We start from the raw sequence: 25,864 nt of genomic DNA on the forward strand, positions 1-25,864 counted from the left end.
TCGCTCGCCCGCGTACTCGGCACCAAACCGTGGCTGATGGGGCTCGCGGGCGGGATCATCTGGGTGGACAAGAGGCTCCACCGGCTGTTCAAGGGGAAGGTGAGCCTGGTCGCGCTGGCCGGGCTCCCTTCCCTGCGGCTGACCACCACCGGGCGGAAGAGCGGGCTGCCCCGCGCTACGAATCTCTTGTACTTCCCGCACGGGGAGGATTTCGTGCTCGTCGGCTCCAATTGGGGGAAGCCGAACGATCCGGCGTGGACACACAACCTGCGCTCGCATCCCGAGGCGGTCGTCGCGCTGGCCGGCAAGGAGATCCCGGTCAGGGCCAGGGAACTGCTCGGTGACGAGTACGAAGCGATGTGGAAACTGCTGCTGGAGTTCTGGCCCGGTTACTCCATGGAGGCCGACGCCGCTCGCCGTGTGTTACCGATTTTCGAGTTGAAGACAACCACTCGATAGGTTCGTACCATCCTTTCGGCCGGTGACTGGGTTACCGGCCTGTGCGAGGCTCCTTTGGTGTTACGCGCCGTGACGTCGGCGGCGCATCGTGCGACGTGGTCCGTCACGTCGCCAGCCGAGGGAGGAGTCGTTTTGCCGAGATCCACAAGGAGGCCGGTGCGCGGTTTCGCACTGGTAGGGGCACTCGTGGCCGGCGCCGCGCTGACCGGGGCGTCCGGGACGGCGGTCGCCGCCCAGGAAGCCGGGCCGCCCGCCGCCCAGGTCGGTGCGACGGCGCCGGTGAACTGGGGTGCCTGCACGGCGGACCAGCTCCGCGGTGTTCCGGCCGATCAGGTGAAGTTCTACAGCTGTGCGCGGTATCGCGTGCCGGTCGACCACGACAACGCGGCGCTCGGCACGATCGACATCGCGATGCTGAAGCGGGCGGCGAAGACGCCCGACAAGAAGGTCGGTTCGCTGTTCCTGAACCCGGGCGGTCCGGGCGGCTCCGGGTTCCGGATGCCGATCGGCGCGGCGAACTACTTCCAGCCGCAGGTGCTGGACCGGTTCGACCTGATCGGGTTCGACCCGCGCGGCGTCGGGGCCAGCAACCCGCTCAAATGCTTCACCACGCAGGAGGACGCGGACGACGTCTTCGCCGCGCAGATCCCCGTGCCGCTGTCGCGGCAGGAGATCTCCGGAACGCTGGCCTCGTACCGCGACTACGGCCAGTTCTGCAAGAACAACGCGGGCGTGCTGCTGAACCACATGTCCACCAAGGACGTCGTGCGTGACCTCGACAAGATGCGGGCGGCCGTCGGCGACCAGAAGCTGACCTTCGTCGGCTTCTCGTACGGGACCCTGATCGGGTCGACGTACACGTCGATGTTCCCGAAGCAGAGCCGGGCGATCGTCATCGACGGCAACGTCGATCCGGCGCTGCGCACCAGCGACGGCGTGCAGTACGACCGCGAGCGCGCTCGCGGGTTCGAGATCGCGCTGGACGCCTTCCTGCGCAAGTGCGCGCAGGTCGGGCCGAAGTGCTCGTTCAGCGCGGGCACGCCGCGGGACAAGTTCGACGAGATCCGCGACCACCTGCGCCAGCAGCCGATCAAGCTGCCGGACGGGAGCAGCTACGACATCAACGCGTTCACCAGCACGGTGGCCGGGGTGCTGTACTCGCCGACGTCGTTCCCGCCGCTGGCCGACGACCTGCAGGCGCTGTACAACGTCGTGCACCCGCCCGCGGCGCAGACTCAGGCGGCGCAGGCCGTCGAGCTGAAGGTGCTGCGGTCCGGGGCGAACGGGCGCGCGGACGCGAACCCGGACAGCCCGTACACCGGCGACGACTCGTACTTCGCCGTGAACTGCTCGGACAAGAAGATCACGATCAAGCAGGAGAAGGTCCCCGAGATCGCCGCGAAGTGGGAGAAGGAATCGCCCACTTTCGGTCGCTACCAGGCGTTCTCGGACGTGGCGGGCTGCCCGGTGTGGCCGGTGAAGAAGCCGGACGTCTACCGCGGCCCGTGGCAGGCCAAGACCGACACCCCGGTCCTGGTCATCGGCAACTACTACGACCCGGCGACCCAGTACCTGTTCTCGAAGCGGATGGCCGACCAGCTGGGCAACGCCCGGCTGCTCTCGGTCGACGCCTTCGGGCACTGCATCCTGGGCGACTCGCTCGGGGTGGACAAGGTGACGGCCGACTACCTGATCGATCTGAAGGTCCCGTCCAACGGCCAGGTCTTCCAGCCGAACGTCCAGCCGTTCGAAACCGCCTGATCCAGGGCTGAAGGACACGAAGGCCATCGTCTCGGCGGTGGCCTTCGTGGCGTCCGGGGACCGGTCCCGAACTCCCGGCCCTAGGGTTCCGGACGGGGAGGGCCGGATCGGCCCCTGGGCGAACTGCTCGTCCAGGAGATCCGGGTGGGTAACCAGGGCACCGGCTTCGGCCTGGTCGCGGCCGCCGGTGCGCCTGGCTCACCCATCGGCCTCAGATGTGGACGCTCGCGTAGGCGTTCAGACCGTAGTTCGTGGCGTACGCGTTCTCGACCCCGACCAGCAGGTCGACCACCTCGAAGTACCGGTCCCAGAACGGCGTCTCGCGCAGTGCCTCGACGAGCAGCTGGTACGAGTGGTGGTCGTCGGCCTCCCACACCCACACGTCGGTCACTCGCGCGGAGTAGAACTCGGTGTCGAAGAACCGGGACCGGACGCCCTTCACCTTGCTCTCGATGGCGGGGAGGATTTCGGTCTTGAAGGCCTCCACGCGCTGTTCGGCGGTGAGCCCGAGCCACTCGGGTGTGGTCTTCACCAGCATGAAGGCGGTCACTTCGGACATGGTGTCTCCTCTCGATCAGGCGTAGGCGCCGGCTTCGATGTCCTCGGCCAGGCTCGGTCCGTACGGGGTCCACTTCAGGAGTTCGCGGGTGCGCGCGCTGGACGCGGACATGTCCAGAGCGAAGAACCGGCCGACGAACCCGAAGTGCTCGGCGGCGTTCTCCGGTGCCACGGACACCACCGGGACGTCGAGTTTCCGTCCGATGGCTTCGGCGATCTCCTTCGTGGTGACGGCTTCTTCCGCGACCGCGTGGAGCAGCGAGCCGGTGGGCGCGCCTTCCAGCGCCAGCCGGACGAGCCGGGCCGCGTCGGCGCGGTGCACGGCGGCCCAGGCCGCGCTGCCGTCGCCGAGGTAGCCGGAAACGCCGTGTTTGCGGGCGGCCGCGACGAGGGCGGCGACGAAACCGTGGTCGCCCACGCCGTGCACGGATGGCGCGAAGTGGGCACTGATCACCCGTATGCCCTTTTCGGCGTACTCGAGTGCGAGGTTCTCGGCGCCACCACGGTGAGAGGCGGGGCCGACGGCGGGGGAGAGGTCGGTCTCGGTGGCGGGCCGTCCGGTGGCCAGGGTCGAGAGGCTCGCGGCGAGAACGAAAGGCCGTCCGGTACCGGTCAAGGCGTCGGCAAAAGTCTGGACGGCCGCCCGCTCGGCCCGGTCGGACTCCGCGGGGTTGGCCCAGTCGTGCTTGTTCGCCAGGTGGATGACGGCGTCGGCAGCCTCGGCGCCGTCGCGAAGGCCGTCGAGATCGTCCAGGTCGCCGCGGCGGACCCGGGCGCCCTTCCGCTCCAGTGTGGCGGCTGAGGCGTCCGATCTGGCGAGGCCGGTGACCTCGTGCCCGGCGTCGAGCAGTTCGTCCACGACGGCCGAGCCGATCCAGCCGGTCGCCCCGGTGACGAATACGTGCATGGGAATACTCCTTCTACTTGGTGTCGCGGGAAAGCCGTGATTGCAGGACGACGAGCGCACCGAGGACGAGCACGCTCACCCCGATCACCCGGAGTGCCGTGCTCGCGCCGGTGACGAAGGCGGAGATCACCTCGGGGGAGCGGCCGGGCGCGGTGACGGCCAGCGCCTGCGCGACGGTGTGCGGATCGTGGGTCTCGCGGATGTCTTCCGGCAGCGCCGCGACGAAGCGTCCGGTGAGGACGGTGCCGATGACCGCGACACCGAGCGCGCTGCCGAATTCGCGCGTGGTGGCCTGAAGCCCGGCACCGACACCGGCCTGTGCCGGAGGCAGTGAGCCGGAGATCGCGGCGGACAGCGTCGGAAGGGCCAGGGTGACACCGACCCCGGTCAGCACGAGCCAGGCCGCGTAGACCGGATACGGCGTCAAAGCGTCGCTTGTGGACAGTCCCAGGAGACCGCTGCCGCAGAGGAGGAACGCGATGGCGACGACGACGTCGACCCCGAAGCGCTGGACCAGCTTGCCCACGTGCCGCGCGCCGAGGATGACCGGCACGGTCAGCGGAATGATCCCGAGGCCGGTCGGCAGTACCCCGAAACCCTTGCCGTACTGGAGGAACGACGCGTTGACGTAGAAGAGCGCGAACATCCCGAAGAAGATCGCCGTCATGCCGAGACACGCACTGCGCAGCGCGGGCACCCGGAACAGCCGGGGATCGAGAAGCGGGTGCTCGGCCTTCAGCTCCACGAACGTCCACAGCGCGAACAACACGACCGAACCGGCGAATCCGGCCAGGACGATCGGGCTGGTCCAACCCGCTTCGGGACCTTCGACGATGCCGAGCAGCAGTGCGACCGAAGCGCCGACGAGCAGGATGGCGCCGAGCGGGCTGAGTGGCCGCTCGTGACGCGGGGACACCGGCGCGATCCGGGCGACGAGCGCCACGAGCACCAGCGAGATCGGGACGGCGGCCGCGAACAGCCATCGCCACGAGCCGCCCGCCAGCACGGCGCCGCCGCCGGCATTCCCCGCGACACCGCCGATCCCGGTCATCGAAGCCCAGGTCGCAATGGTCACGCCCTTGCGCTCGGCGGGGACGGCGTGCAGCAGGACGGCGAGCGTGTTGGGCAGCACCGCAGCGGCCCCGATCCCGGTGATCGCCCGGCCCGCCAGCAGGAAGGGCACGTTCGGCGCGATCGCCGACAGCAGCGCGCCGAGCGCGAAAAGCGCGACGCCCGCGAGCAGGACACCCTTGCGGCCGAAGCGATCGCCCGCCGCTCCGCCGGGGATCACCAGGCAGGCGAAGAAGACGACATAGGTGTCGACGATCCAGATCAGCGCCGATGCGGACGGGCGGAGATCGCTCGCGGCGAGCATCGGGACGGCGAGGTTGATCGCGGCGACCATCCCGACCATGAGCACGACACAGGCGCACATGACGGGCAGCAGGCCGCGTCGGTCCGCTGCGGTTTCGGGGGCGTCGCGGACTTGAAGTCGGAGTGGCATGTCCACGACGCTATGGGCCTGCTGGTTCTTCGTGCGACGCAACATTGACAAGAGATAGTTGTGTACGATGCAACTATGGTCGATCAGCTGGACCTCAACCTCCTGCGGGTGTTCGACGCCTTGCTGCGGGAGGGCAGCGTGACGGCGGCCGCCGAACGCCTGCATCTGTCGATCCCGGCGGCGAGCCGGGCGCTGGGCCGGCTGCGGCGCGCGATGGGGGATCCGATCCTGGTGCGCGCCGGCCGCGGGATGGTGCCGACGCCGTTCGCCCTCCGGACCGCCCCACGGGTGCGATCGCTGCTCGACGAGGCGTCGGCGCTGATCAGCGCCGACCGCGAGTTGTCCCTCGGCGACCTCGAACGCACCTTCACCATCCGCATCAACGACGGCGTCGCCGCGACACTGGCGACAGCCGTCGTCGAGGCGACCGCCGCCGTCGCTCCAGGCGTCGTCTTGCGCTTCGTCGCTGAAGGCAGCGAAAGCACCGAAGCCTTGCGAGACGGTTCGGTGGATCTGGACATCGGCGCGGGCGACATCACGGCCCCCGACATCCACTCGGCGCTGCTGTACCACGAACGCGTGGTCGCGATCGTCAGGGCGGACGGTCCGCTCGGCGGAGTGCGGCGTCCGACGCTGGCACAGCTTTGCCGCCATCCCCACGTTTCCGCGTCGCGGCGTGGCCGGGGCAGGGGACCGCTCGACGATGTGCTCGAGGCGGCCGGTCTCCAGCGCCGGGTCGCCGCGGTCGTCCCCACCTCCGCCGTCGCCGCGTTCCTGGTCTCGTCGAGCGACTACATCGGGCTCGCGCCCCAGCGGCTCGCCGAGCAGTACGGCCGGTCGCTCGGCATCCGCTGGTTCCCGATCCCCGCCGAACTCCCGCGGATCGAGGTCTGCCAGCTTTGGCACGCGCGGCTCGACGCCGATCCGGCCCAGCGCTGGCTACGTGACACGATCCACGCCGCGCTCGGGCCGTCCGGTGGTAGAGTCCCGAAGGTTGATCAACACCGATCGAGTACGAAAGCGAGGTGAGCGGCACATGCCGGAAGACAGTTCTGGACCGACCGGACGTGGTCGCCGTTCACCCGTGTGCGCGGTGCGCTGACCTTCTCCGGTCTCCTTTCCCTGTCTGGCTTTGTGTACGCACGCCAGAAAAGAGCCGGAATCATGAACACCTTCGAAATGCTGCTCCGGGTCGGCACCGGCGTCGGCCTCGGCGCCGTCATCGGCATCGAGCGCCAGTACCGCGCCCGGATGGCCGGACTCCGCACCAACGCCCTCGTCGCCGTCGGCGCGACGCTCTTCGTCCTGTTGTCCGCCCACGGTTTCGGCGGGCTGAACACCAGCGGTGACGCCGACCCGACACGCGTCGCCGCCCAGATCGTCTCCGGAATCGGTTTCCTCGGCGCCGGGGTGATCCTGCGCGACGGCCTGAACGTGCGCGGGCTCAACACCGCGGCCACCCTCTGGTGCTCCGCGGCCGTCGGATCCCTTGCGGGAGCGGGACTTTACGTCGTCGCGCTCGCGGGGACCGCGGTGATCGTCGGGGTCAACGTGCTGTTGCGCCCGCTCGGCCGCGTCGTCGACCGGCGCCCGGAACAGCGGGAAGACGACCTCGTGAGTGGTAAGGACGGCTAGCGCGAAGGGCGCTCGTCAGCTGGGTAAAGGGGGCTTTCGCTGCATCTGATGCGGTGATGGTCCCCTTCGCGTCTCAGCTACCTACAGTCGGGCGGTTTCGCGTGACTGTAGGGACGGCACACGTGATCAGACGGACGACACGCGTGTCCAGGCGGACGAGACACGCCGCACCACTCACGAGCAGGACAGGAAGTCCAGCAATATCCGGGAGAACTCGGCGGGCTTCTCCAGATTGATCATGTGCGCGACCCCGGGGACGACCAGTTTCCGGGCGTCGCGTGCCTCGCTTGCGATCTGGTCCGCGATGGCGACGATGTCCGAGGAATCCAGATCTCCCACCAAGGTCAACGTGCGCGGGGTCAGCTCGCCGGTGCGCTCGATGGCCCGTAGTTCGTCCATCAGCGTGAAGCCGGTGAGCCGGTGCCGCACGACGGTCTGGGTGTACATCTCCTGGCACAGCAGCCGGACTCGCTGATCGACGTCCGTCGGCGAGCGCCGGGGACCGTCCACCCACATGCGCAGGATGCTTTCGATGGCGGCGGGAAGATCGCCCCGGGCGCCCGCCTCTTCGAGGTTTTTGGTCTGTTCCAGGACGAAGGGATCCTTCGGCACCATCGAGCTGAGCCCGGTGGCGACGAGGACGAGGTTCTCGACCAGTTCCGGATACGTCAGCGCGAAATCGACCGCGATCCGCCCGCCGCCGGACAACCCGACCAGTGACGCGCGGGGGAGCTCCAGCGCGGTCATCAGCGCGCGGAGATCGTCGTAGTGCCTGAACCGCTCTGTCGGCGTGGACGATTCGCCGTGTCCGCGCGCGTCGTACCGGACGACGGCGTGGTGCCGTCCGAGTTCGCTCATCTCGGCGTCCCACATCCGGGAGTCGAGAATCCCGCCGTGCAGCAGGATGACCGGATCACCCTCGCCTCGGATCTCGTACGCGAGTTCGCCGTTCTCGACCTGGATTCGACCGTGGGTCATACGTCCACGCTACCGAAGGACGCACGAAGGCCCCTTTCCCGAAAGTGCGGGGAAAGGGGCCTTCGCGTGTGGTGCTTACGCCTGCGTCATCTTCCGCAGGACGTACTGCAGGATGCCGCCGTTGCGGTAGTAGTCCGCCTCACCCGGGGTGTCGATGCGGACGTCCGCGTCGAACTCCACCTTGGTGCCGTCGGTCTTCGTCGCGGTGACGTGGACCGTGCGCGGGGTCTCGCCGTCGTTCAGCTTCGTGATGCCCGAGATGTCGAACGTCTCGGTGCCGTCGAGGCCGAGCGACGAGGCCGACTCGCCCGCTGGGAACTGCAGCGGGATGACGCCCATGCCGATCAGGTTCGACCGGTGGATGCGCTCGAACGACTCGGTGATCACCGCGCGCACGCCCAGCAGGCGCGTGCCCTTGGCCGCCCAGTCACGCGACGATCCGGAGCCGTACTCCTTGCCGCCCAGGACGACCAGCGGGATGTCCTGCGCCGCGTAGTTCTGCGCCGCGTCGTAGATGAACGCCTGCGGGGCGTCGGCCTGGGTGAAGTCGCGGGTGTAGCCGCCCTGCACGTCGTCCAGCAGCTGGTTGCGCAGCCGGATGTTCGCGAAGGTGCCGCGGATCATGACCTCGTGGTTACCGCGACGCGAGCCGTAGGAGTTGAAGTCCTTCTTCTCCACGCCGTGCTCGGTCAGGTACTGCGCGGCCGGGGTGCCCGGCTTGATCGCGCCGGCGGGGGAGATGTGGTCGGTGGTGACCGAGTCGCCCAGCTTCGCCAGCACGCGCGCGCCGGAGATGTCGGTGACCGGGGCGGGCTCCGCCTGCATGCCCTCGAAGTACGGGGGCTTCCGGACGTAGGTGGACTCCGCGTCCCAGTCGAAGGTCTTGCCCTCGGGGGTCGGCAGTGACTTCCACCGCTCGCCGCCGTCGAAGACGTCGGCGTAGTCCTTGGTGAACATCTCCTGCGTGATCGCGTAGTCGATGGTCTCCTGGATCTCCTTGGCCGACGGCCAGATGTCCTTCAGGAAGACGTCGTTGCCGTCGGTGTCCTGGCCGAGCGGCTGGGTCTCGAAGTCGAAGTCCATCGTGCCGGCGAGCGCGTACGCGATGACCAGCGGCGGCGACGCGAGGTAGTTCATCTTCACGTCGGGGTTGATACGGCCTTCGAAGTTCCGGTTGCCCGAGAGCACCGAAACCGCGGTGAGGTCGTTCTCCTGGATCGCCGCGGAGATCTCGTCCGAGAGCGGGCCGGAGTTGCCGATGCAGGTGGTGCAGCCGTAGCCGACCAGGTGGTAGCCCAGCTTCTCCAGGTACGGCCAGAGGCCGGCCTTGTCGTAGTAGTCGGTGACGACCTGCGAACCCGGCGCCATCGAGGTCTTGACCCACGGCTTGACCGCGAGGCCCTTGTCGACCGCGTTCCGCGCGAGCAGCGCCGCGCCGAGCATGACCGACGGGTTGGAGGTGTTGGTGCAGGAGGTGATCGAGGCGATCACCACGGCGCCGTGGTCGAGGATGAACTCGCCGCGGTCCGGGGTGCTGACCTTGATCGGGTTGGTCGGGCGGCCGGTGTGGCCGTTCGCCGCCGACTGGATGTCGACCGCGCCCTCGTCCTTGAAGGACAGGGCGGCCGGGTCGCTGGCCGGGAAGGACTCTTCGACGGCTTCGTCCACGTTGGTGTGCGGGACCTGCTCGCCGCCCACGTAGTCGTGGATCGACTTGCGGAACGAGTTCTTCGCGTCGGTGAGCTCGATGCGGTCCTGCGGGCGCTTCGGGCCGGCGATCGACGGGACGACCGTCGACAGGTCCAGCTCGAGGTACTCGGAGTACTCCGGCTCGTGCGACGGGTCGTGCCAGAGGCCCTGCTCCTTGGCGTAGGCCTCGACGAGCGCGACCTGCTCCTCGGAGCGGCCGGTGAGCTTGAGGTAGCGGACGGTCTCCTCGTCGATCGGGAAGATCGCCGCGGTGGAGCCGAACTCGGGGCTCATGTTGCCGATGGTGGCGCGGTTCGCCAGCGGCACCGCGCCGACGCTCTCGCCGTAGAACTCGACGAACTTGCTGACCACGCCGTGCTTGCGCAGCATCTCGGTGATGGTGAGCACGACGTCGGTGGCGGTCACGCCGGTCGGGATCTCGCCGGTGAGCTTGAAGCCCACGACGCGCGGGATGAGCATGGAGACCGGCTGGCCCAGCATGGCGGCCTCGGCCTCGATGCCGCCGACGCCCCAGCCCAGCACGCCGAGGCCGTTGACCATGGTGGTGTGCGAGTCGGTGCCGACGCAGGAGTCCGGGTACGCCTGGCCGTTGCGGGCCATCACCGTGCGCGCGAGGTGCTCGATGTTGACCTGGTGCACGATGCCGGTGCCCGGCGGGACGACCTTGAACTCGTCGAACGCGCCCTGGCCCCAGCGCAGGAACTGATAGCGCTCGCGGTTGCGCTCGTACTCGATCTCGACGTTGCGCTCGAAGGCGTCGGCGCGGCCGAAGACGTCGATGATGACGGAGTGGTCGATGACCAGTTCGGCGGGGGCGAGCGGGTTGACCTTGTCCGGGTCGCCGCCGAGGTCGGTGACGGCCTCGCGCATGGTGGCGAGGTCGACGACGCAGGGGACGCCGGTGAAGTCCTGCATGATCACGCGGGCGGGCGTGAACTGGATCTCGATCGACGGGTCGGCCTTGGCGTCCCAGTTGCCGAGCGCGCGGATGTGGTCGGCGGTGATGTTCGCGCCGTCCTCGGTCCGCAGCAGGTTCTCGAGCAGGATCTTCAGGCTGTAGGGAAGGCGCTGGGAGCCCTCGACCTTGTTCAGGCGGAACACCTCGTAGGAGGCGTCGCCCACCTTCAGCGTGTCTTTGGCGCCGAAGCTGTCCTTGCTGGCGGGTGCGGTCACTTCTAACTCCAGTGGCGGGTCAGTTCGGTGTGTTCTCCAGGTCGTTCGGGCCGACCCGGAGCGAGTGTTGCGCACCCCCACCGTAGGTCCGGACCCGGGATGGCACACCTCGTTCGTCCCTTCAAACAGTACGCCCGTCCTGTTTGGCTTGGCAAGCCGACACGCGGGTCATGAAGGTCTCAGCGTCTGCGTCCGTTCGAGTGACGAAACGTTCGTCTGTTCGTCCCCCGTTGAGGGGAAATGGTGCCTACGGTGTGTAAGTTCCTGGTGGTGCTTCTGGTAATGCTGTGACGGCAGTGGCACAGTGAGCTCATTGTTCAAGATCAGGAGGTGGGTGGATCGTGCGTGGTGAAGCCGGGTCGGGGACCGGTGCCCGCCGTGGCATGACCATCGGCGCCCTCGGGATCGCCCTGTTGCTCGGGGTGACCGGTACCGCCGTTGCGGTACCGCCGCCTCCGCCGAATCCCAGCGACTCCGAGATCAACTCCAGCAAGGCCGACGCCAACGCCAAGGCGGGCGACGTCGGCAGGCTCACGAACCAGCTGGCCCAGGCCGAGTCGAAGCTCGCCCAGCTCAACGACGACGTCGAGCTGAAGATGGAAGAGGCCAACAAGGCGCGGGTCGACGCGGAGACCGCGCAGGACGAAGCCGCGCAGGCCGATCGCGAGGCGCGGTCCGCGCGCACCGAATCCGACGCCGCGCAGGCGACCATCGACAAGGCCCGCGCCGACCTCGACAAGTTCGCCGCCGCGAGCTTCCAGCAGGGCAGCACGATCGGCTCGGTGTCGGCGTACCTGACCGCCAACAGCCCGAAGGAACTCCTCGGCCGCGCCCAGATGCTCGACGCGGTCGGTGGCAGCAGGCTCAACGCGCTCGACACGATGAAGCGCGCGCAGACGGACAAGTCCAACAAGGACGCGACCGCGCGCAAGAAGCTGGAAATCGCGCAGGAGCGCAAGCGCGCGGCCGAGGCGGCCAAACACGAGGCCGACAACGCGCAGAGCGCCGCGCAGCACGCCCAGGACACCCAGGCCGCGCAGAACCAGAAACTCGAAGCCGACAAGGCCAGCGTCGAGAAGCAACTCTTCGAAGCGCAGCAGAAGGTCAACGGCCTGCAGGGCCAGCGGCAGCGCTACGAGGACTGGAAGGCGCAGAAGGCCCGTGAGGACGAGGAGCGTGCTCGTCAGGCCGCTCTCGCCGCGGAAAGGCCCAGCCAGGGCGGCGGTGGCCGTCCGTCCGCCAGGCCCGTCCAGTCCGCCCCCGCCGGGGCGAGTGTCGAGGCCGTCGTCCGGCGAGCGCTGTCGCAGCTCGGAGTGGTCTACGCGTGGGGTGGCGGCAACACCTCCGGTCCGACCCGCGGTATCCGCGACGGCGGCACGGCGGACCGCTACGGCGACTACAACAAGATCGGGTTCGACTGCTCGGGCCTGATGATCTACGCGTTCGCCGGGGTGAAGTCGCTCCCGCACTACAGCGGCTACCAGTACAACGCCGGCCGGAAGGTGCCGCTCTCCCAGATGCGCCGCGGCGACATGCTCTTCTGGGGCGGCAGCGCGCGGGGCATCCACCACGTCGCGATGTACCTCGGGAACGGCCAGATGGTCGAGGCGCCGCAGTCGGGCCTGCGGGTCCGGATCGCGCCGGTGCGGTACGGCGGCATCATGCCGTACGCGACCCGCTTGATCGGATAGAGCGTGTCTCCCGAACTGAAGGCGGCAGGTCGGGCGAGGACACGCGCGCGCGTTTCTTTTCGGCCGGAGGCCTCGGATTTGCGGAGGCGGGCCGCTGACACGGCTGAGCGAGTAGCTTCCCCATGCCGCGGCCCGGCTGCGGAAATCCGAAAGCGCGCTTCGAGAAGCAGAGGCTAGGGGTGGCGTACGCGGGGATCGTGCTGGCGGGCGGTGCCGCGCGTCGCCTGTCCGGGGTGGACAAACCCGCGCTCCCCGTCGGTGGAAAACCGTTGCTGGCCAGGGCTTTGGCGGCGCTCGCGGACGCGGACCCGGTGATCGTCGTCGGCCCGGAACGGCCGGGATTCGACGATGTCGTGTGGACGAGGGAGTCGTCACCGGGATCGGGTCCGGTGGCCGCGCTGGCGGCCGGGCTCGCGCTGGTGCGCACGGAGATCGTCGTGGTGCTGGCCGGTGACCTCGCCGGCGTCCGGAAATCCACTGTGGACCGCCTGCTGGCGGGGCTCGGTGACGCCTCAGGGGCGGTGCTGGTCGACGCCTCGGGGGAGCGGCAGTGGCTGCTCGGCGCCTGGCGCGCGGAGGCCCTGCGCGGCGCCCTGCCGGAACCGGTGGAGAACGCGTCGTTGCGGCGGACGCTGGGCGGGCTGGAGATCGTCGAGGTGCCCGAAGAGCCGGGGGAGAGCGCCGACATCGACACGCCGGAGGATCTGGACCGGTTTTCCTGACCGGAGCCGGGGAACGCGGCCGGGCGGTTCGGCATCATAAGCCGGTGAGCGACCTGCAGCCGGACGAGTACGAGTCGGACCTCCTGCGCGACGGCCGGGGTTTCGTCGAGGATTTCGACACGTGGTCGTCGCTGCTCGCGCTGGAGGCCGTGCTCGACGAAGCGCTCACCGAACCGGAGATCGCCGCGGGACTCCGCAGGGAGGGGCTGCGCGCCGAAGACGCCCGCACGGCCGTGCTCGGCGATGTCACCGCGCTCGCGCGGATCCGCATGGAGCGCGAACGGGCGGGCGTGGTCTTCGAACGGCCGCGGCGCCTCCCGTTCCGGCGGGTGACCGTCCGGGAGGCGGGCTGGTTGCTCGTGACCTGCGCGCTTCTCGTGGGGTACCTCCGGATCCTGCAGCTGACGTGGTCATCGATGCCGTTGCCGTTCCAGCTGGTCGGCGTGCTGGGGCTCGGTGGGGTGATCGGGATGGCCGTCCTGGTCATCGGCCGGCGGGTCCCCAGGCTCTTCGTCACCGAAGGCTGGCAACGCACCGGGGAGTGGGCACATCCGGAGATGATCGGCTTGGGCGACCGGTGGGAGTTCGCGCTGCGGGAGATCGTCCTGCCCGCCCTCCGGGGCCATCTGCGGGATCACCGGCGGATCCGCTCGGGCGTGAATCTCGTCTTCGAAGATCCGGACGCCTCGGCGGAGCTGGAAGCGAGCCTCGTGCGGACGGCCGCGGTGAAACGGCTGCGGCGGATCGTCGACCGGGCCGATTCGGTGGCCGTCGCGCTCGCCGGGCACCGGGGGACCGGCAAGACCACGTCGATCCGCTCGCTGGAGCAAGGGCTGCTGAGCCGGTCGGACCGGGCGGCGCCACTGGTCGTGGTCGCCTCCGCGCCCGCCGCCTACGAGGCCCGCGACTTCGTGCTGCACCTGCACGCGTTGCTCTGCAAGACGGTGCTGGCGAAGATCTCGACGGGGTCGCGAACGGTGTCCGGCCGTCTTCGGCGGCGGCGGATGCTCGGGCGCTCACTCCGGAAGGCGTCGGCGTTCCTGGTGTTCTGGGGCGTGGCGGCGTCGGCCGTGTGGCTGCTGTGGGGCGGGGCGCCGTGGCGGGACCTCTGGACGCTCGCGCTCGATGTCGTGAACGGGCGGGTGACGCCCCAGCAGGTGTGGACGGGACAGCCCACAGCGAAGCTGTTGGCGCTCGGAGTGGTGTCACTGTTCCTGCTGCGGCTGGTGTCCGGCGTGGTGGCGACCGGAATCGCGGCCGTCCGGTTCCTCGTCGCGCGCCGCCGGGACCTCCGCCTGGCGGGCTTCCGCCGCCTCACCGAACAGCAACTCGACCGGATCCGGTTCCTGCAGACCTACACGACCGGATGGTCCGGGAAGCTCTCCATGCCGTTGAAGGGAGAGGCAGGCCGCACCTGGTCGACCCAGCGCGCCGAACAGCAGCTCACCCATCCGGAGGTCGTCGACAAGTTCCGCGAGTTCGCCGAAGAGGTGGCTCGGCGGCTTGACGCGGAGAGGATCGCCGGCCGGGTCGTGATCGCGATCGACGAACTGGACAAGATCGGCGAACCCGACAAGGCGCACCAGTTCATCAACGACGTGAAGGGTGTCTTCGACGTCCCGGGGTGCCTGTTCTTCGTGTCCGTCTCGGACGACGCCGTCCTCGGCTTCGAACAGCGGGGGCTCGGCGTCCGGGATGCCTTCGACAGCGCGTTCTCGGAGATGGTGCGGCTCGAACCGTTCACTTTGGACGAAAGCAGGCTCTGGATCGCCTTGCGGTTGCGGGGGATCTCCGAACAGTTCTGCTACCTGGCCCATTGTCTGTCGGGAGGACTGCCCCGCGACCTCAAACGCTGCGCCACGGAGATGGTCGATCTCGCGAACGAGGTCTATCAGCCGTCTTTGGAGATCGTCGCGCGAAGCCTCGTCACGGGGGAACTGGCGGGCAAGGCCCGCGCCTTCATCGCCACCGCGGCCACCTTGGACCGCTCGCCGGAACTGGTTGCGCTGACCACGGAACTGCTCGGCATCCCGGGGACGGAGGAGCCGGAAGCACTGGCCGCGATCGCCGAACGACTGGTGGCCGGCGGCGACACCGACGCCGCCGCGATCAGCGATCTGCGCTGGCACAGCGGCTGTTTCGTGCTGTTCTGCGCGACCGTGCTGGAGGTCTTCGACGACACGCTGACCGCCGACCGGCTGACACCCCGTCTGCACGGGCTCGCCGTCGTCCGGCAGCGGATGGCGATGCACCCGAAACAGGCGTGGGACGACCTGGTGAAGTTCCGGGACGAGGCCCCTTCACAGCCGTCATACCGCTGATCGGGTTGGCTACCGTCACGAACGGCTGTGTCACCGACCACTACGGTCACATCCGGACGCAAGAACGCAAGCGGGGAACACAGGAGGCACGAGTGACCGAGCCCGGCTACGCCGACGGCGCGCAGCAGCCCGGAACGCCGGCGCGGGACGCCCAGTTGCTGGAGCGAACCGTGTTCGAGGTCAAGCGGATCATCGTCGGCCAGGACAGGCTGGTCGAGCGGATGCTGGTCGGCCTGCTGGCCAAGGGGCACCTTCTGCTCGAAGGTGTGCCCGGTGTCGCGAAGACCCTCGCCGTCGAGACCTTCGCGCGTGTCGTGGGCGGCTCGTTCTCGCGCGTGCAGTTCACCCCGGACCTGGTCCCCGCCGACATCCTCGGCACCCGGATCTACCGGCAGGGCGCCGAGCGGTTCGACGTCGAGCTCGGCCCGGTGGTGGCGAACTTCGTACTCGCCGACGAGATCAACCGCGCGCCCGCGAAGGTGCAGTCGGCGATGCTCGAGGTGATGGCCGAGCGGCATGTGTCGATCGGCGGCCAGACCTTCCCGATGCCCGACCCGTTCCTCGTGCTCGCCACGCAGAACCCGATCGAGAACGAGGGTGTGTACCCGCTGCCCGAGGCGCAGCGTGACCGCTTCCTCTTCAAGATCGTCGTCGAGTACCCGACGGCCGAGGAAGAGCGCGAGATCATCTACCGGATGGGCGTCACCCCGCCCACCCCGCAGGAGGTGCTCAGCCCGGCGGAGCTGGTGCGGCTGCAGAACGTCGCTTCGCAGGTCTTCGTGCACCACGCGCTCGTCGACTACGTCGTGCGCCTCGTGCTCACCACCCGTACGCCGAACGACCACGGCCTCGCCGACGTCGCGGGCTGGGTGTCCTACGGCGCCTCGCCGCGTGCCAGCCTCGGCATCATCGCCGCCGCCCGCGCGCTGGCGCTGGTCCGCGGGCGGGACTACGTGCTGCCGCAGGACGTCGTCGACGTCGTTCCGGACGTGCTGCGCCACCGGCTCGTGCTGTCCTACGACGCGCTGGCCGACGGTGTGCCCATCGACCACATCATCACGCGGGTGCTGCAGACCGTGCCGCTGCCGCAGGTCTCGGCCCGTCCGCAGGGCGGCGCCGGGCAGGGCGGCCCGGTCCCGGCCGGCGCACCGGTCAGGTAGGGAAGCGAGCGTGAAGAACGAGAAGGGCGAACGTCCTTCCTGGGCTCCGCCGGTACTCCGCGGGGAGCGGATGGAGGCGGGCCTGCGCACGCTCGAACTCGACGTGCGCCGCCGTCTCGACGGTCTGTTGCAGGGAAACCATCTCGGCCTCGTGCCGGGGCCGGGTTCGGAACCGGGGGAGGCCCGGCCGTATCAGCCCGGTGACGACGTCCGCCGGATGGACTGGGCGGTCACCGCGCGCACGACGAGCCCGCATATCCGGGAGACCGTCGCCGACCGCGAACTGGAGACGTGGCTGGTGGCGGACGTGTCCGCGAGCCTCGACTTCGGCACCGCGCTGTGCGAGAAACGCGACCTGGTCGTCTGCGCGACAGCCGCGGTCGCCCATCTGACCGGCGGTGGCGGAAACCGGATCGGCGCGCTCGTCTCCAACGGGGCTGGCAACATCACGCGCATCCCGGCGCGCGGCGGGCTCCCGCACGCGCGGGGGCTGGTCCGCAAGATCGCCGAGACCCCGCGTGCCGAGGAAGGCGTCCGCGGGGATCTCGCCGCGGCACTGGAGAAACTGCGTCGCCCGCCGCGTCGTCGCGGGCTCGCCGTCGTGATCTCCGACTTCCTCGGCGACACCGAATGGCAGCGTCCGCTGCGGGCGCTCGGCGGGCACCACGACCTCATCGCCATCGAAGTCCTCGACCCGCGCGACATCGACCTGCCCGACGTGGGCACCGTCGTGCTGGCCGACCCGGAGACAGGGAAACAGCGCGAAGTGCACGCTTCGGCCTTGCTGCGCAAGGAATTCGGCGCCGCGGCGCACGCACACCGGCAGGAGGTCGCGGCCGCGCTGCGCCGCGCCGGTGCCGCGCATCTGGTGCTGCGCACCGATTCGGACTGGATCGCGGACATGGTCCGGTTCGTGGTGGCCCGCAAGCGCCGCTGGTCCGGTGGTGTCGCGTGAGCCTCACCGGATTCGCGTCGCCGTGGTGGTTCCTGCTGCTGCTGGCGGTCGCCGCGGTGGCCGTGGGCTACGTGCTGTCCCAGCGCGCGCGGCGCAAGCGCACCATGCGGTTCGCCAACCTGGAACTGCTGGAGAAGGTCGCGCCGAAGAGCCAGGGATGGGTGCGGCACGTTCCCGCCATCCTGATCGTGCTCTCGCTGCTGGTGCTCACCGTCGCGCTCGCCGGGCCGACGGCCGAGCAGAAGGTGCCCCGCAACCGGGCCACCGTGATGCTGGTGATCGACACGTCGCTGTCGATGGAGGCGACCGACGTCGCCCCGACGCGGCTGAAGGCGGCCCAGGAGTCGGCGCGGTCGTTCGCGCAGAACATGACGCCGGGCGTGAACCTCGGGCTGATCTCCTTCGCCGGCACGGCGACCGTGCTGGTCGCGCCGACCACTGATCGCGGTGGCGTGGTGAAGGCGATCGACAACCTGAAGCTGGCGCAGTCGACGGCCACCGGTGAAGGGATCTTCGCCGCGTTGCAGTCGATCGAGAGCTTCTCGGCGATCGTCGGCGGCGCGGAGGGCCCGCCGCCCGCGCGGATCGTGTTGATGAGTGACGGCAAGCAGACCGTCCCGGACGACCTGTACGCACCGCGAGGCGGCTACACGGCCGCTCAGGCCGCGAAGCAGGCGCAGGTGCCGATCTCGTCGATCTCGTTCGGCACCACGCACGGTTCGGTCGACATCGACGGCAAACCGCAGGACGTGAAGGTCGACGACGAATCGCTGGAGGAGATCGCGCGGCTTTCGGGCGGCGACTTCTACAAGGCGGCGAGCGCGGACGAGCTGAAACGCGTCTATGACGACCTCGGCGAGCAGATCGGGTACGAGCTGAAGGACGCCGACGCGAGTCGTCCTTGGGTGATTCTCGGGACGTTGGTGCTGATGATCGGTGCCGCGGCTTCGCTCTTCCTGGGGCAGCGCCTGCCCTGAGTCGGCTCGCGACGTGTCATGAAAGGGTCGTTCAGGACAAAATATGTCCTGAACGACCCTTTCATGACATCTGGGTAGCTACGGGGTCGCGAAGCCGTTCTGCCGCCAAGCCTCGTACACGCTGATCGCAGCGGTGTTCGAGAGGTTCAGCGACCGGCTCGACGGCAGCATCGGCAGCCGCACCCGATCGGTCACCTGCGCGGATTCCTGGATCTCGGCGGGCAGCCCCGCCGACTCCGGCCCGAACATCAGGACGTCACCGGGCTCGTACGCGACGTCGGTGTGCAGCCGCGTCGCCGACGCGCTGAACGCGTAGACCCGGGCGGGCAACAATGCCGCCCAAGCGGCGTCGAGATCCGCGTGGACGTGGACGCGTGCGAGGTCGTGGTAGTCGAGCCCCGCGCGCCGTAACTGCTTGTCCTCCAGCGTGAAACCGAGCGGCTCCACCAGGTGGAGCTCGCAGCCGGTGTTCGCGGTCAAGCGGATCGCGTTACCCGTGTTGGGCGGTATTTCGGGGCGGTAGAACAGGATGCGGAACACGAGGGTTGATCGTCTTTCGTTCACGGGCGCTTCGCCTGAGCGCGGCCGGGCGGCCATCAAGCCGGACGAGCATGAGGCCCGCCCGTGACCATCCCACCACAGGAGGGCTTACATGCCTTCGCTCCCTCACCCCCTGTCGCGGCGTCGCTTCCTCGGTTATGGCTCCGCCGGCGCTGCCGCCGTCCTGCTGGGGACCGGTGCCTGGAACGCCGCCGGCGCGATGCCGCTCGCCCGCGGTGCCGGCGACCCGTTCACCCTCGGTGTCGCGTCGGGCGACCCGCTGCCCGGCGGTGTCGTCCTCTGGACCAGGCTCGCGCCGAAGCCCTACGAGGCCGACGGATTCGGCGGCATGCCGCGCACGCCGGTCCGCGTCGAGTACGAAGTGTCGCTCGACGAGCGCTTCCGCGCCGTGGTCCGCCGCGGCTCCGTGGTGGCCACGGCGGAACTCGGTCACTCGGTGCACCCCGAGGTCCACGGTCTCGCGCCGGACCACGAGTACTTCTACCGCTTCCGCACGGGCGGCGTGATCTCCCCGGTCGGGCGCACCCGGACGGCGCCCGTCGCCTGGTCGTCGCCGCGCGAGCTGAACTTCGCGTTCGCGTCCTGTCAGAACTGGGAGGCCGGGCACTTCACCGCGTACGACCACATGGCGGCCGAGGATCTCGACCTGGTCGTGCACCTGGGCGACTACCTCTACGAAAGCGGTGTCACCGGGGTCGGCCGCGGCACGCCCGTGGGACCGCAGTTCAAGGGCGAGACCTTCGACCTGGCCCGCTACCGGCTCCAGTACGCGCTCTACAAGTCCGAAGCGCCGCTGATGGCCGCGCACGCCGCCTTCCCGTGGATCCACGTCAACGACGACCACGAGGTGGAGAACAACTGGGCGGGCGACATCTCGCAGATCGACAAGGAACCGGACCAGGACCGCGCGGTGTTCCGGCAGCGGCGGGCCGAGGCGTTCCAGGCGATGTACGAGCACCTGCCGTACCGCATCGCCCAGCTGCCGAAGGGGCCGGACGCGCGGCTTCACCGTCGGCTCAGCTACGGCACGCTCGCCGACTTCACCATGCTCGACACCCGCCAGTACCGCGACGACCAGCCGTGCGGCGACGGTCAGTCGGCGAACTGCACCGAGCGGTTCGACGAGAACCGCACCCTGCTCGGCTCGGAGCAGCGGAAGTGGCTGCTCGACGGGTTCTCGCGGTCCCGCGCGCGGTGGCAGATCCTCGGCAACCAGGCGCCGATGGGCCAGACCGACACCGACGCGGGCGAGGCCACGAACGTCTACCTCGACCCGTGGGACGGCTACGTCGCCGACCGCGACCGTGTGCTCGCCGCGGCGCAGGACCGCGGGGTGCGGAACCTGGTGGTCATCACCGGCGACAGGCACCAGAACTACGCCTGGGACCTCAAGCGCGACTTCGCCGACCCCGGTTCGCCGACCGTGGCGAGCGAGTTCGTCGGGACGTCGATCACCAGCGGCGGCAACGGCGCGGACATGACGCCCGGCGGTGAGAACCTGCTGAAGGCCAACCCGCACATGAAGTTCTTCAACAGCCAGCGCGGGTACGTCCGGGTGAACGTCAACCGGCAGCGCTGGCGCAGCGACTTCCGGGTGGTGCCGTACGTCAACACCCCCGGAGCGCCGATCAGCACGCGGGCCAGTTACGTCGTCGAGGACCGGCGGCCTGGCGTTCAGTCCGCCTGAGTGGGCACGAAGGCGGCGTACGCCTCGCGCACAGCCGCGGGCGGCGCCGCCTTCGTGAGGGTCGCCGGGTCGACGAAGACGTAGCGGGTCTTGACCTCCGCGCACAGGCGGCCGTCGCGAGTGATCTCGAAGTCGATGATCAGCGACGTCGTGCCGAGGTGGTTCAGGTACACGGCGACGACCAGTTCGTCGTCGTAGCGGCAAGGCGCGCGGTAGCGGAGGTTCGATTCGGCGACGACGACGTCGACACCGCGGGCCACCGCCTCCTGGTGGGAGCCGAAGAGGGCTTTCTCGACCTCGAACATGGCCATGTCCACATAGGCGAGGTAGTGCGCGTTGAACACGATGCCCTGCCCGTCGCATTCGTGGTAGCGCACGCGCAGCGGCATCTCGACGATCGGTTTCCGTGGCTCTGTCACGGTTCCAACCTACGTGAAGGCCCTGTTCCCTACCTTGGGAGTCAATGCCAGGAACTTGAGCGGCAGTGCCTGAAGCCTCTCCTCCTGGTCAAGTTTTGTGAAGGGGTCGTGAGTGTTTTTGGTCGTTAGAACGACCAAAAACACTCACGACCCCAATCAAAAACCGGACTAATATGAATCAAACGGACATTTGCCTGTCGGTTGGTGTCCTTTGTGGACATCATCCGACTTTGCCGGGACCCTGACGCTGAAGGTAGGGAAGGAGGCCCTCACGCGCGTCCGATCAGTCGATGAAGTCGATGTTCGGATGACGCGGCGACTCGCCGTCGAGCAGATGCCGGTCGCGGCCCTTCAGGTGCAGATCGAAGAACGCGCCGATGTAGTCCCGCTGCGCGGCCACCGAACGGCGGGGATCGATGGTGCCGATGACCGCCTCCCGCTTCTCCGGCGCCACTCGCGAACCGAGCTGCGGCACGACGACCTGCAGATCGCTGTAGGCCATGTGCGTGCTGCCGCCGCGCAGCAGAAGGTCCCGCTTCCACCCGCGCTGGTTGGCCCAGAAATCCGCCCAGCTGCGGTCGAATCCGGGCTGCCGGTGCGTGTGTTCGAGCGGTTTGCCGTTCTCGTCGACGCCCTCGGCGCCCATCAGCATGAACGGCCGGTCGAGACCGCGTTTGGTGACCTCCCCGGGTACGTAGGCGCTGCCCGGCGGGTAGCCGAACGCGGTCGCCATCGCGCCGTCCAAGTTGATCCCGGCGTCGATCCTGCGGTCGTGCACCATCGTTTCGCCGGAGGTGAATCCGCCGTAGGAGTGCCCGTAGGCACCGACCCGGGACAGGTCGAGTGACCGGCCGAGGCCGCGGGGGAGCTGTCGCTTCTCCGCGTCGGGATTCTCGCCACGGGTGATCTTCGCGAGCTGGTCCAGAACGAAGCGGAAGTCACCGACCCGGGCGTCGAGCGCCTTCTTCATGAACTCGGGTCCTTCGCCCTGCTGGACGGCCGTTTCGAGCCTTCCGCCGGGGAACTCGACCGCGGCGCTCTCGTAGGTGTGCGAAAGCGAGACGACCACGTACCCGCGGCTGGCCAGGTCGTCGACGATCGCCGTGTACGTCTCGCGAGGTGCGCCGAAGCCGGGGGAGAAGAGCGTCACGGGCTTCGGCGCCCCGTGCGCGACGGGCACGCTGAGTTCGGCGCGCCGCTTCGCCGAGGCCCAGTCGATGGAGCCCGCCGGCAGGCCGAGGTAGTCGTCGCTCGCCAGCACCTGGTCGATGACCGCGCTCATCCCGGGCGTGAACCAGGGCGCCCGCGGTCCGTCGGCGAACCTCTCCGCCGGGTAGGTGACGGTGGCCATGACTTCCCGGCGCCGCTCCGGTTTCCACGGATCGGCGCGGGACGGGTCGACGAGGTGGAGGTCGGTGGTGCCGACCTCGTAGGGGCCGGTGAGGGCGGGCGCGGTGAGCTTGGCCTGGTCGGCCGCGACGGCGGGGGCCGCCGTGGCGAGCCCGCCCGCGAGCGCGAGGCCCGCGATCAGCGCCGAACCCCGCACCACCCTGGTGTGTCTCAATCCCACTGCGGGAGTCCTTCCGGATCGGGGCGGCCCGGTGACCGCCTGCTTCCGACCCTGGCAGCGCCCCGGTGCGACGCGCATCCCTCTGAAGATGGAGCCGTGATCACCCGTGCAGGGCACGGTAGGCCGAAGCGGCTCCGGGATGCAGCGGGACCTTTCCCGTGCCGATCAGCGTCCGGACGTCGAGGAACTGCGTCCCCACCGCGGCGGCGGGGACGAGATCGGCGGCGTGCCCGGCCAGCACCCGCGCCACCGCGGCCGCGACGTCGTCGGGCAGGGAAGGAGCGGCCAGCAGCAGGTTCGCGACGCCGATCGTCCGCAGCTCGCCCACTCCCTGATAGGCCTGCGCCGGGACGTGGACCTGGTCGTACACCGGGCCGTATCCCGCGCGCAGGGCGGGGAGATGGGCGTCGAGCGGGAGAAGGGTGATCGGGGTGGTCCGGTTCAGTTCGGTCAGCGCGGGTGTCGGGATCCCGCCGGACCAGAGCAGCGCGTCGACCTCGTGCGCCGCCAGCGCGTTGATCGCTTCACCCAAAAGCAGGTTCCTGGCTTTCACCGGGACCCCGGCACGTGCGAACAGGCGCGTGCTGAACACCGCGACACCGGATCCGCTCGCGCCCATCGCGACCGGCCGCCCGGACAGGTCGGCCAGCGACCGCACTCCGCCGTCCACCCGGACCACGAGCTGGTGGTAGTTCTCGTAGACGCGGCCGATGGCCGAGAACGCGATCGGGACGGAGAACGGCTCCGCGCCGAGGAAGGCGGACTCGGCGACGTCTCCGAGGACGAGCCCGAGATCGGCCCTGCGGTCCCGTAACCGCCGCAGGTTTTCGACGCTGGCCTCGGTGGCGACGGCGGTCGCCCGCAGCCGTGGTTCCGCCCGGTTCAACTGCTGGGCGAGGAGTTCCGCGAAAGCCAGATAGAAACCGCCGTTCTCGCCCGCCGCGATGACGACCTCTCGATCCTCGCCCCGGTAGCCCGCGGTCGAACAGCCCGCGAGCGTCGCGAGCCCGGCGAGAAGCGCGGTGCGCCTGGTGACGGTCATGGCTTTTCCTCCGCCGCGAGAGGGAGTTCGACGCGGACTTCGAGCCCGTGTGGTTCCGCCTCGCGCAGTTCGAGTTTCCCGCCCCTCGCGAGCACGTGCTGGCTCGCGATCGCGAGGCCGAGGCCCGTGCCGCGCGGGGCTCCGTCGCCACCGGCCCGCCAGAAGCGTTCGGTCGCGCGTTCCCGGTCCTCTTTGGACAGTCCGGGACCGTTGTCGGACACGAAGAGCGTCGCCGTCGTGGCTCCGGTTTCGTAGCCGGTGGTGATCGTGGCGCCACGGCCGGCGTAGTGCACCGCGTTGTCCAGCAAGACGTCCAGCACTTGCGCCAGTTCGCTTTCCTCACACCGCACCGGCACCGGCTCGTCGTGGCCTTCGGATGCCGCGAGTCCCACGCCGGCGTCTTCGGCCGCGGGCCGCCACGCGTCGACCCGTTCGGCCAGGACGGCGGGAAGATCGCAGGGTTCGTCGCCGGACTCACCCGCGGCGAGCCGGGTCGCGGCGCTTTCGGCGAGCGCCAGCGCGAGCAACCCGTCGAGCAGGGACTCCAGGCGTTCGACCTCCGCGACGGTCGCCCGGTAGGCCCGCTGGCCGTCGCCGTCGACCTGCGCGGCGAGCGAATCCACCCGCAACCGCAAGGCGGCCATGGGATTCCGCAGCTGATGCGACGCGTCGGCGACCAGCCGCCGCTGCTGTTCGGACGCCTCGACGACGGCGTCGGACATCCGGTTGAACGATGTCGCGAGCGATCGCAGCTCACGGGGCCCGGCCCGGTCGGGGACCTGCGCGCGATGGCCTTCGGTCACCGCCTGCACGCCGGTCTCCAGTTCGTGCAGCGGCCGCACCATCCAGCGGGCCAGCAGGACCGCGAGCAGCACGAACACCGCCGCGACCAGCACCGCGCCCGCGACGATCGCGGCCCAGCGGGCGGCGACGTCGGCCGCCGCCGTGGTCACCGACGCGCGGAGCACGACCACACCGGCCACGCGGGTCCCGGTGCCCACCGGACGGGCGAAATGGACCGGATCGGCCGACCACGGGCTGAGCTGTTCCGGCCCCTTCGCGGGCTGGTTGCGCAGCGCGGCCTCGACGAGCGAGCGGACCACCGGTTCCGCGGCGGTCATCCCGCCGGTCTCGACCAGCGGCACGCCCCGCGCGTCGACCACCACGACCGCTTCGCCGTATAACGACGAATACCGCGCGGCATCGACCGCCAGCGCGGTCGGGTCGGCGGCGTCGACCGCCTGCTGGGCGAGGACGACGAAGCGGTCGACGTCGGCGTTGCGGGCGATCACGAGCTGTTGCGTGCGCTGGGCGGCGGTCGAACCGAACAGCGGGATCGCGAACGCGGCGACCACCGTCAGTGCGAGGGCCACGAGGACGACCAGCAGCCGGGTGCGCACCGGTCAGTCCCGGCCGAGCCGGTAGCCGAAGCCCCGGATGGTGGTCAGCAGGCCCGGCCGGTCGAGCTTCGCGCGCAGCTGGGTCAGGTGCACGTCGAGCGAACGGGAGACGGCGAGGTACGCGTCGCCCCAGACCTCGTCCATCAGTTGCTGGCGGCTCACCGCGGTACCCGGCCGGGCGGCGAGCACCGCCAGGACGGCGAACTCCTTGGCGGTGAGCCCGATGTCGTGCCCGTCCACCAGCACGCGCCGCGCGCCGAGGTCGATCTCGACGTCCTCGACGCGCACGACGCCGTCCTGCGGTGCGGCGGAGACGGTGGCGCGGCGGACGACCGCGTCCATCCTCGCCAGCAGTTCGGCGAGGCGGACCGGTTTCGTCAGGTAGTCGTCGGCACCGAGCCGCAGCCCGCGCACCACGGACCGTTCGTCCCCGCTCGCGGTGAGCACGAGCACCGGCACCGGCGACACCTGACGGACCTTCCTGAGCACGTCGAGCCCGTGCATGTCGGGCAGGTTGAGATCCAGCAGGATCACGTCGGCGGCTCGATGCCGGTGCAGCGCGTCGCTGCCGCGGATCGCGTGGGAGACGGTGTGGCCGCGTGACTGCAGCGCTTCGGCGAGCGCGTCGGCGACACCGGCGTCGTCCTCGACGAGCAGCACCCGCACGGCCACAC

General features: G+C 69.5%; 22 protein-coding genes. 11 read left to right on the forward strand and 11 right to left on the reverse strand.

Features of this window, described 5'->3' with window-relative positions:
* The first annotated feature begins 36 nt into the window (after nt 1–36).
* A complete protein-coding gene (locus AORI_RS59745; RefSeq protein WP_046199795.1) occupies nt 37–459 on the forward strand; it encodes a nitroreductase family deazaflavin-dependent oxidoreductase in 423 nt (140 codons plus the stop codon).
* 156 nt (nt 460–615) lie between these two features.
* Complete coding sequence (locus tag AORI_RS59750) at nt 616–2,220, forward strand: alpha/beta hydrolase (RefSeq protein ID WP_016334102.1); 1,605 nt, start codon at nt 616–618, stop codon at nt 2,218–2,220.
* Nucleotides 2,221–2,431: 211 nt separating this feature from the next.
* Here the strand turns inward: AORI_RS59750 and AORI_RS59755 are convergent, their stop codons facing one another.
* The 3 genes from AORI_RS59755 to AORI_RS59765 are packed head-to-tail and all read right to left on the reverse strand — an operon-like array spanning nt 2,432 to nt 5,120.
* Nucleotides 2,432–2,779, reverse strand: coding sequence for a darcynin family protein (locus AORI_RS59755; RefSeq protein ID WP_016334103.1), 348 nt, complete (start codon nt 2,777–2,779; stop codon nt 2,432–2,434).
* 15 nt (nt 2,780–2,794) lie between these two features.
* Nucleotides 2,795–3,685: an SDR family oxidoreductase gene (locus AORI_RS59760; RefSeq protein WP_016334104.1), complete on the reverse strand. Its 891-nt coding sequence runs from the start codon at nt 3,683–3,685 to the stop codon at nt 2,795–2,797.
* Nucleotides 3,686–3,698: 13 nt separating this feature from the next.
* Nucleotides 3,699–5,120: an MFS transporter gene (locus tag AORI_RS59765; protein ID WP_043848108.1), complete on the reverse strand. Its 1,422-nt coding sequence runs from the start codon at nt 5,118–5,120 to the stop codon at nt 3,699–3,701.
* 144 nt (nt 5,121–5,264) lie between these two features.
* Between AORI_RS59765 and AORI_RS59770 the strand changes: the two genes are divergently transcribed.
* Nucleotides 5,265–6,218, forward strand: a complete 954-nt coding sequence (locus AORI_RS59770) for a LysR family transcriptional regulator (RefSeq protein ID WP_016334106.1) — start codon at nt 5,265–5,267, stop codon at nt 6,216–6,218.
* A 135-nt stretch (nt 6,219–6,353) separates the two neighbouring features.
* Nucleotides 6,354–6,824 carry an MgtC/SapB family protein gene (locus AORI_RS59775; protein WP_016334107.1) on the forward strand — a complete coding sequence of 157 codons (471 nt, stop codon included), beginning with the start codon at nt 6,354–6,356 and terminating at the stop codon, nt 6,822–6,824.
* Nucleotides 6,825–6,998: 174 nt separating this feature from the next.
* On the opposite strand, the gene AORI_RS59780 is transcribed toward AORI_RS59775, so the two are convergent.
* Both AORI_RS59780 and AORI_RS59785 read right to left on the reverse strand, forming a co-directional pair.
* Nucleotides 6,999–7,802, reverse strand: a complete 804-nt coding sequence (locus AORI_RS59780) for an alpha/beta fold hydrolase (protein WP_016334108.1) — start codon at nt 7,800–7,802, stop codon at nt 6,999–7,001.
* Between the two features lie 75 nt (nt 7,803–7,877).
* Entirely contained in the window at nt 7,878–10,685 is a 2,808-nt protein-coding gene (locus tag AORI_RS59785; protein ID WP_016334109.1) for an aconitate hydratase, read from the reverse strand.
* Nucleotides 10,686–11,026: 341 nt separating this feature from the next.
* Between AORI_RS59785 and AORI_RS59790 the strand changes: the two genes are divergently transcribed.
* The 6 genes from AORI_RS59790 (at nt 11,027) to AORI_RS59815 (ending at nt 18,511) form a co-directional block, all read left to right on the forward strand.
* A complete protein-coding gene (locus AORI_RS59790) occupies nt 11,027–12,376 on the forward strand; it encodes an NlpC/P60 family protein (RefSeq protein WP_016334110.1) in 1,350 nt (449 codons plus the stop codon).
* Between the two features lie 179 nt (nt 12,377–12,555).
* A complete protein-coding gene (mobA, locus tag AORI_RS59795) occupies nt 12,556–13,098 on the forward strand; it encodes a molybdenum cofactor guanylyltransferase (RefSeq protein WP_016334111.1) in 543 nt (180 codons plus the stop codon).
* A 44-nt stretch (nt 13,099–13,142) separates the two neighbouring features.
* Nucleotides 13,143–15,419 (forward strand): hypothetical protein, encoded by a 2,277-nt coding sequence (locus AORI_RS59800; RefSeq protein WP_016334112.1) that lies wholly within the window; start codon nt 13,143–13,145, stop codon nt 15,417–15,419.
* A gap of 92 nt (nt 15,420–15,511) precedes the next feature.
* Nucleotides 15,512–16,579 (forward strand): AAA family ATPase, encoded by a 1,068-nt coding sequence (locus tag AORI_RS59805; protein WP_016334113.1) that lies wholly within the window; start codon nt 15,512–15,514, stop codon nt 16,577–16,579.
* 70 nt (nt 16,580–16,649) lie between these two features.
* Complete coding sequence (locus tag AORI_RS59810; RefSeq protein ID WP_228688411.1) at nt 16,650–17,534, forward strand: DUF58 domain-containing protein; 885 nt, start codon at nt 16,650–16,652, stop codon at nt 17,532–17,534.
* Nucleotides 17,531–18,511 carry a VWA domain-containing protein gene (locus AORI_RS59815; RefSeq protein ID WP_016334115.1) on the forward strand — a complete coding sequence of 327 codons (981 nt, stop codon included), beginning with the start codon at nt 17,531–17,533 and terminating at the stop codon, nt 18,509–18,511. The genes AORI_RS59810 and AORI_RS59815 overlap by 4 nt, the downstream gene beginning before the upstream one ends.
* Before the next feature lie 78 nt (nt 18,512–18,589).
* Here the strand turns inward: AORI_RS59815 and AORI_RS59820 are convergent, their stop codons facing one another.
* Nucleotides 18,590–19,051, reverse strand: coding sequence for a tRNA (cytidine(34)-2'-O)-methyltransferase (locus AORI_RS59820; protein ID WP_016334116.1), 462 nt, complete (start codon nt 19,049–19,051; stop codon nt 18,590–18,592).
* A gap of 112 nt (nt 19,052–19,163) precedes the next feature.
* On the opposite strand from AORI_RS59820, the gene AORI_RS59825 reads away from it, so the two are divergent.
* On the forward strand, nt 19,164–20,759 hold the full coding sequence (locus tag AORI_RS59825) for an alkaline phosphatase D family protein (RefSeq protein WP_016334118.1): 1,596 nt from the start codon (nt 19,164–19,166) through the stop codon (nt 20,757–20,759).
* Here the strand turns inward: AORI_RS59825 and AORI_RS59830 are convergent.
* The 5 genes from AORI_RS59830 to AORI_RS59850 all read right to left on the reverse strand — a co-directional run bounded on the left by AORI_RS59830 (nt 20,747) and on the right by AORI_RS59850 (nt 25,862).
* A complete protein-coding gene (locus AORI_RS59830) occupies nt 20,747–21,178 on the reverse strand; it encodes an acyl-CoA thioesterase (protein WP_016334119.1) in 432 nt (143 codons plus the stop codon). The genes AORI_RS59825 and AORI_RS59830 overlap by 13 nt on opposite strands.
* A gap of 283 nt (nt 21,179–21,461) precedes the next feature.
* Nucleotides 21,462–22,748 (reverse strand): alpha/beta hydrolase family protein, encoded by a 1,287-nt coding sequence (locus tag AORI_RS59835; protein WP_016334120.1) that lies wholly within the window; start codon nt 22,746–22,748, stop codon nt 21,462–21,464.
* Nucleotides 22,749–22,848: 100 nt separating this feature from the next.
* The gene (locus AORI_RS59840) at nt 22,849–23,790 is read right to left on the reverse strand and encodes a TAXI family TRAP transporter solute-binding subunit (protein WP_016334121.1); all 942 of its coding nucleotides are present in this window, start codon (nt 23,788–23,790) and stop codon (nt 22,849–22,851) included.
* Nucleotides 23,787–25,190, reverse strand: a complete 1,404-nt coding sequence (locus tag AORI_RS59845) for a sensor histidine kinase (RefSeq protein ID WP_016334122.1) — start codon at nt 25,188–25,190, stop codon at nt 23,787–23,789. Before AORI_RS59845 ends, AORI_RS59840 begins: the two co-directional genes overlap by 4 nt.
* Before the next feature lie 3 nt (nt 25,191–25,193).
* Nucleotides 25,194–25,862 carry a response regulator transcription factor gene (locus tag AORI_RS59850; RefSeq protein WP_043848110.1) on the reverse strand — a complete coding sequence of 223 codons (669 nt, stop codon included), beginning with the start codon at nt 25,860–25,862 and terminating at the stop codon, nt 25,194–25,196.
* Nucleotides 25,863–25,864: the final 2 nt, after the last annotated feature.

Source organism: Amycolatopsis keratiniphila, assembly GCF_000400635.2.
GTDB lineage: Bacteria > Actinomycetota > Actinomycetes > Mycobacteriales > Pseudonocardiaceae > Amycolatopsis > Amycolatopsis keratiniphila.

Excerpts from the sequence above, each read along its gene's own strand:
- AORI_RS59745 (WP_046199795.1), top strand. The coding sequence starts at position 37 with ATGGGGCTCGCGGGCGGGATCATCTGGGTGGACAAGAGGCTCCACCGG.
- AORI_RS59755 (WP_016334103.1), bottom strand. The coding sequence starts at position 2,779 with ATGTCCGAAGTGACCGCCTTCATGCTGGTGAAGACCACACCCGAGTGG.
- AORI_RS59760 (WP_016334104.1), bottom strand. The coding sequence starts at position 3,685 with ATGCACGTATTCGTCACCGGGGCGACCGGCTGGATCGGCTCGGCCGTC.
- AORI_RS59765 (WP_043848108.1), bottom strand. The coding sequence starts at position 5,120 with ATGTGCGCCTGTGTCGTGCTCATGGTCGGGATGGTCGCCGCGATCAAC.
- AORI_RS59770 (WP_016334106.1), top strand. The coding sequence starts at position 5,265 with ATGGTCGATCAGCTGGACCTCAACCTCCTGCGGGTGTTCGACGCCTTG.
- AORI_RS59775 (WP_016334107.1), top strand. The coding sequence starts at position 6,354 with ATGAACACCTTCGAAATGCTGCTCCGGGTCGGCACCGGCGTCGGCCTC.
- AORI_RS59780 (WP_016334108.1), bottom strand. The coding sequence starts at position 7,802 with ATGACCCACGGTCGAATCCAGGTCGAGAACGGCGAACTCGCGTACGAG.
- AORI_RS59810 (WP_228688411.1), top strand. The coding sequence starts at position 16,650 with ATGGAGGCGGGCCTGCGCACGCTCGAACTCGACGTGCGCCGCCGTCTC.
- AORI_RS59825 (WP_016334118.1), top strand. The coding sequence starts at position 19,164 with ATGCCTTCGCTCCCTCACCCCCTGTCGCGGCGTCGCTTCCTCGGTTAT.
- AORI_RS59840 (WP_016334121.1), bottom strand. The coding sequence starts at position 23,790 with ATGACCGTCACCAGGCGCACCGCGCTTCTCGCCGGGCTCGCGACGCTC.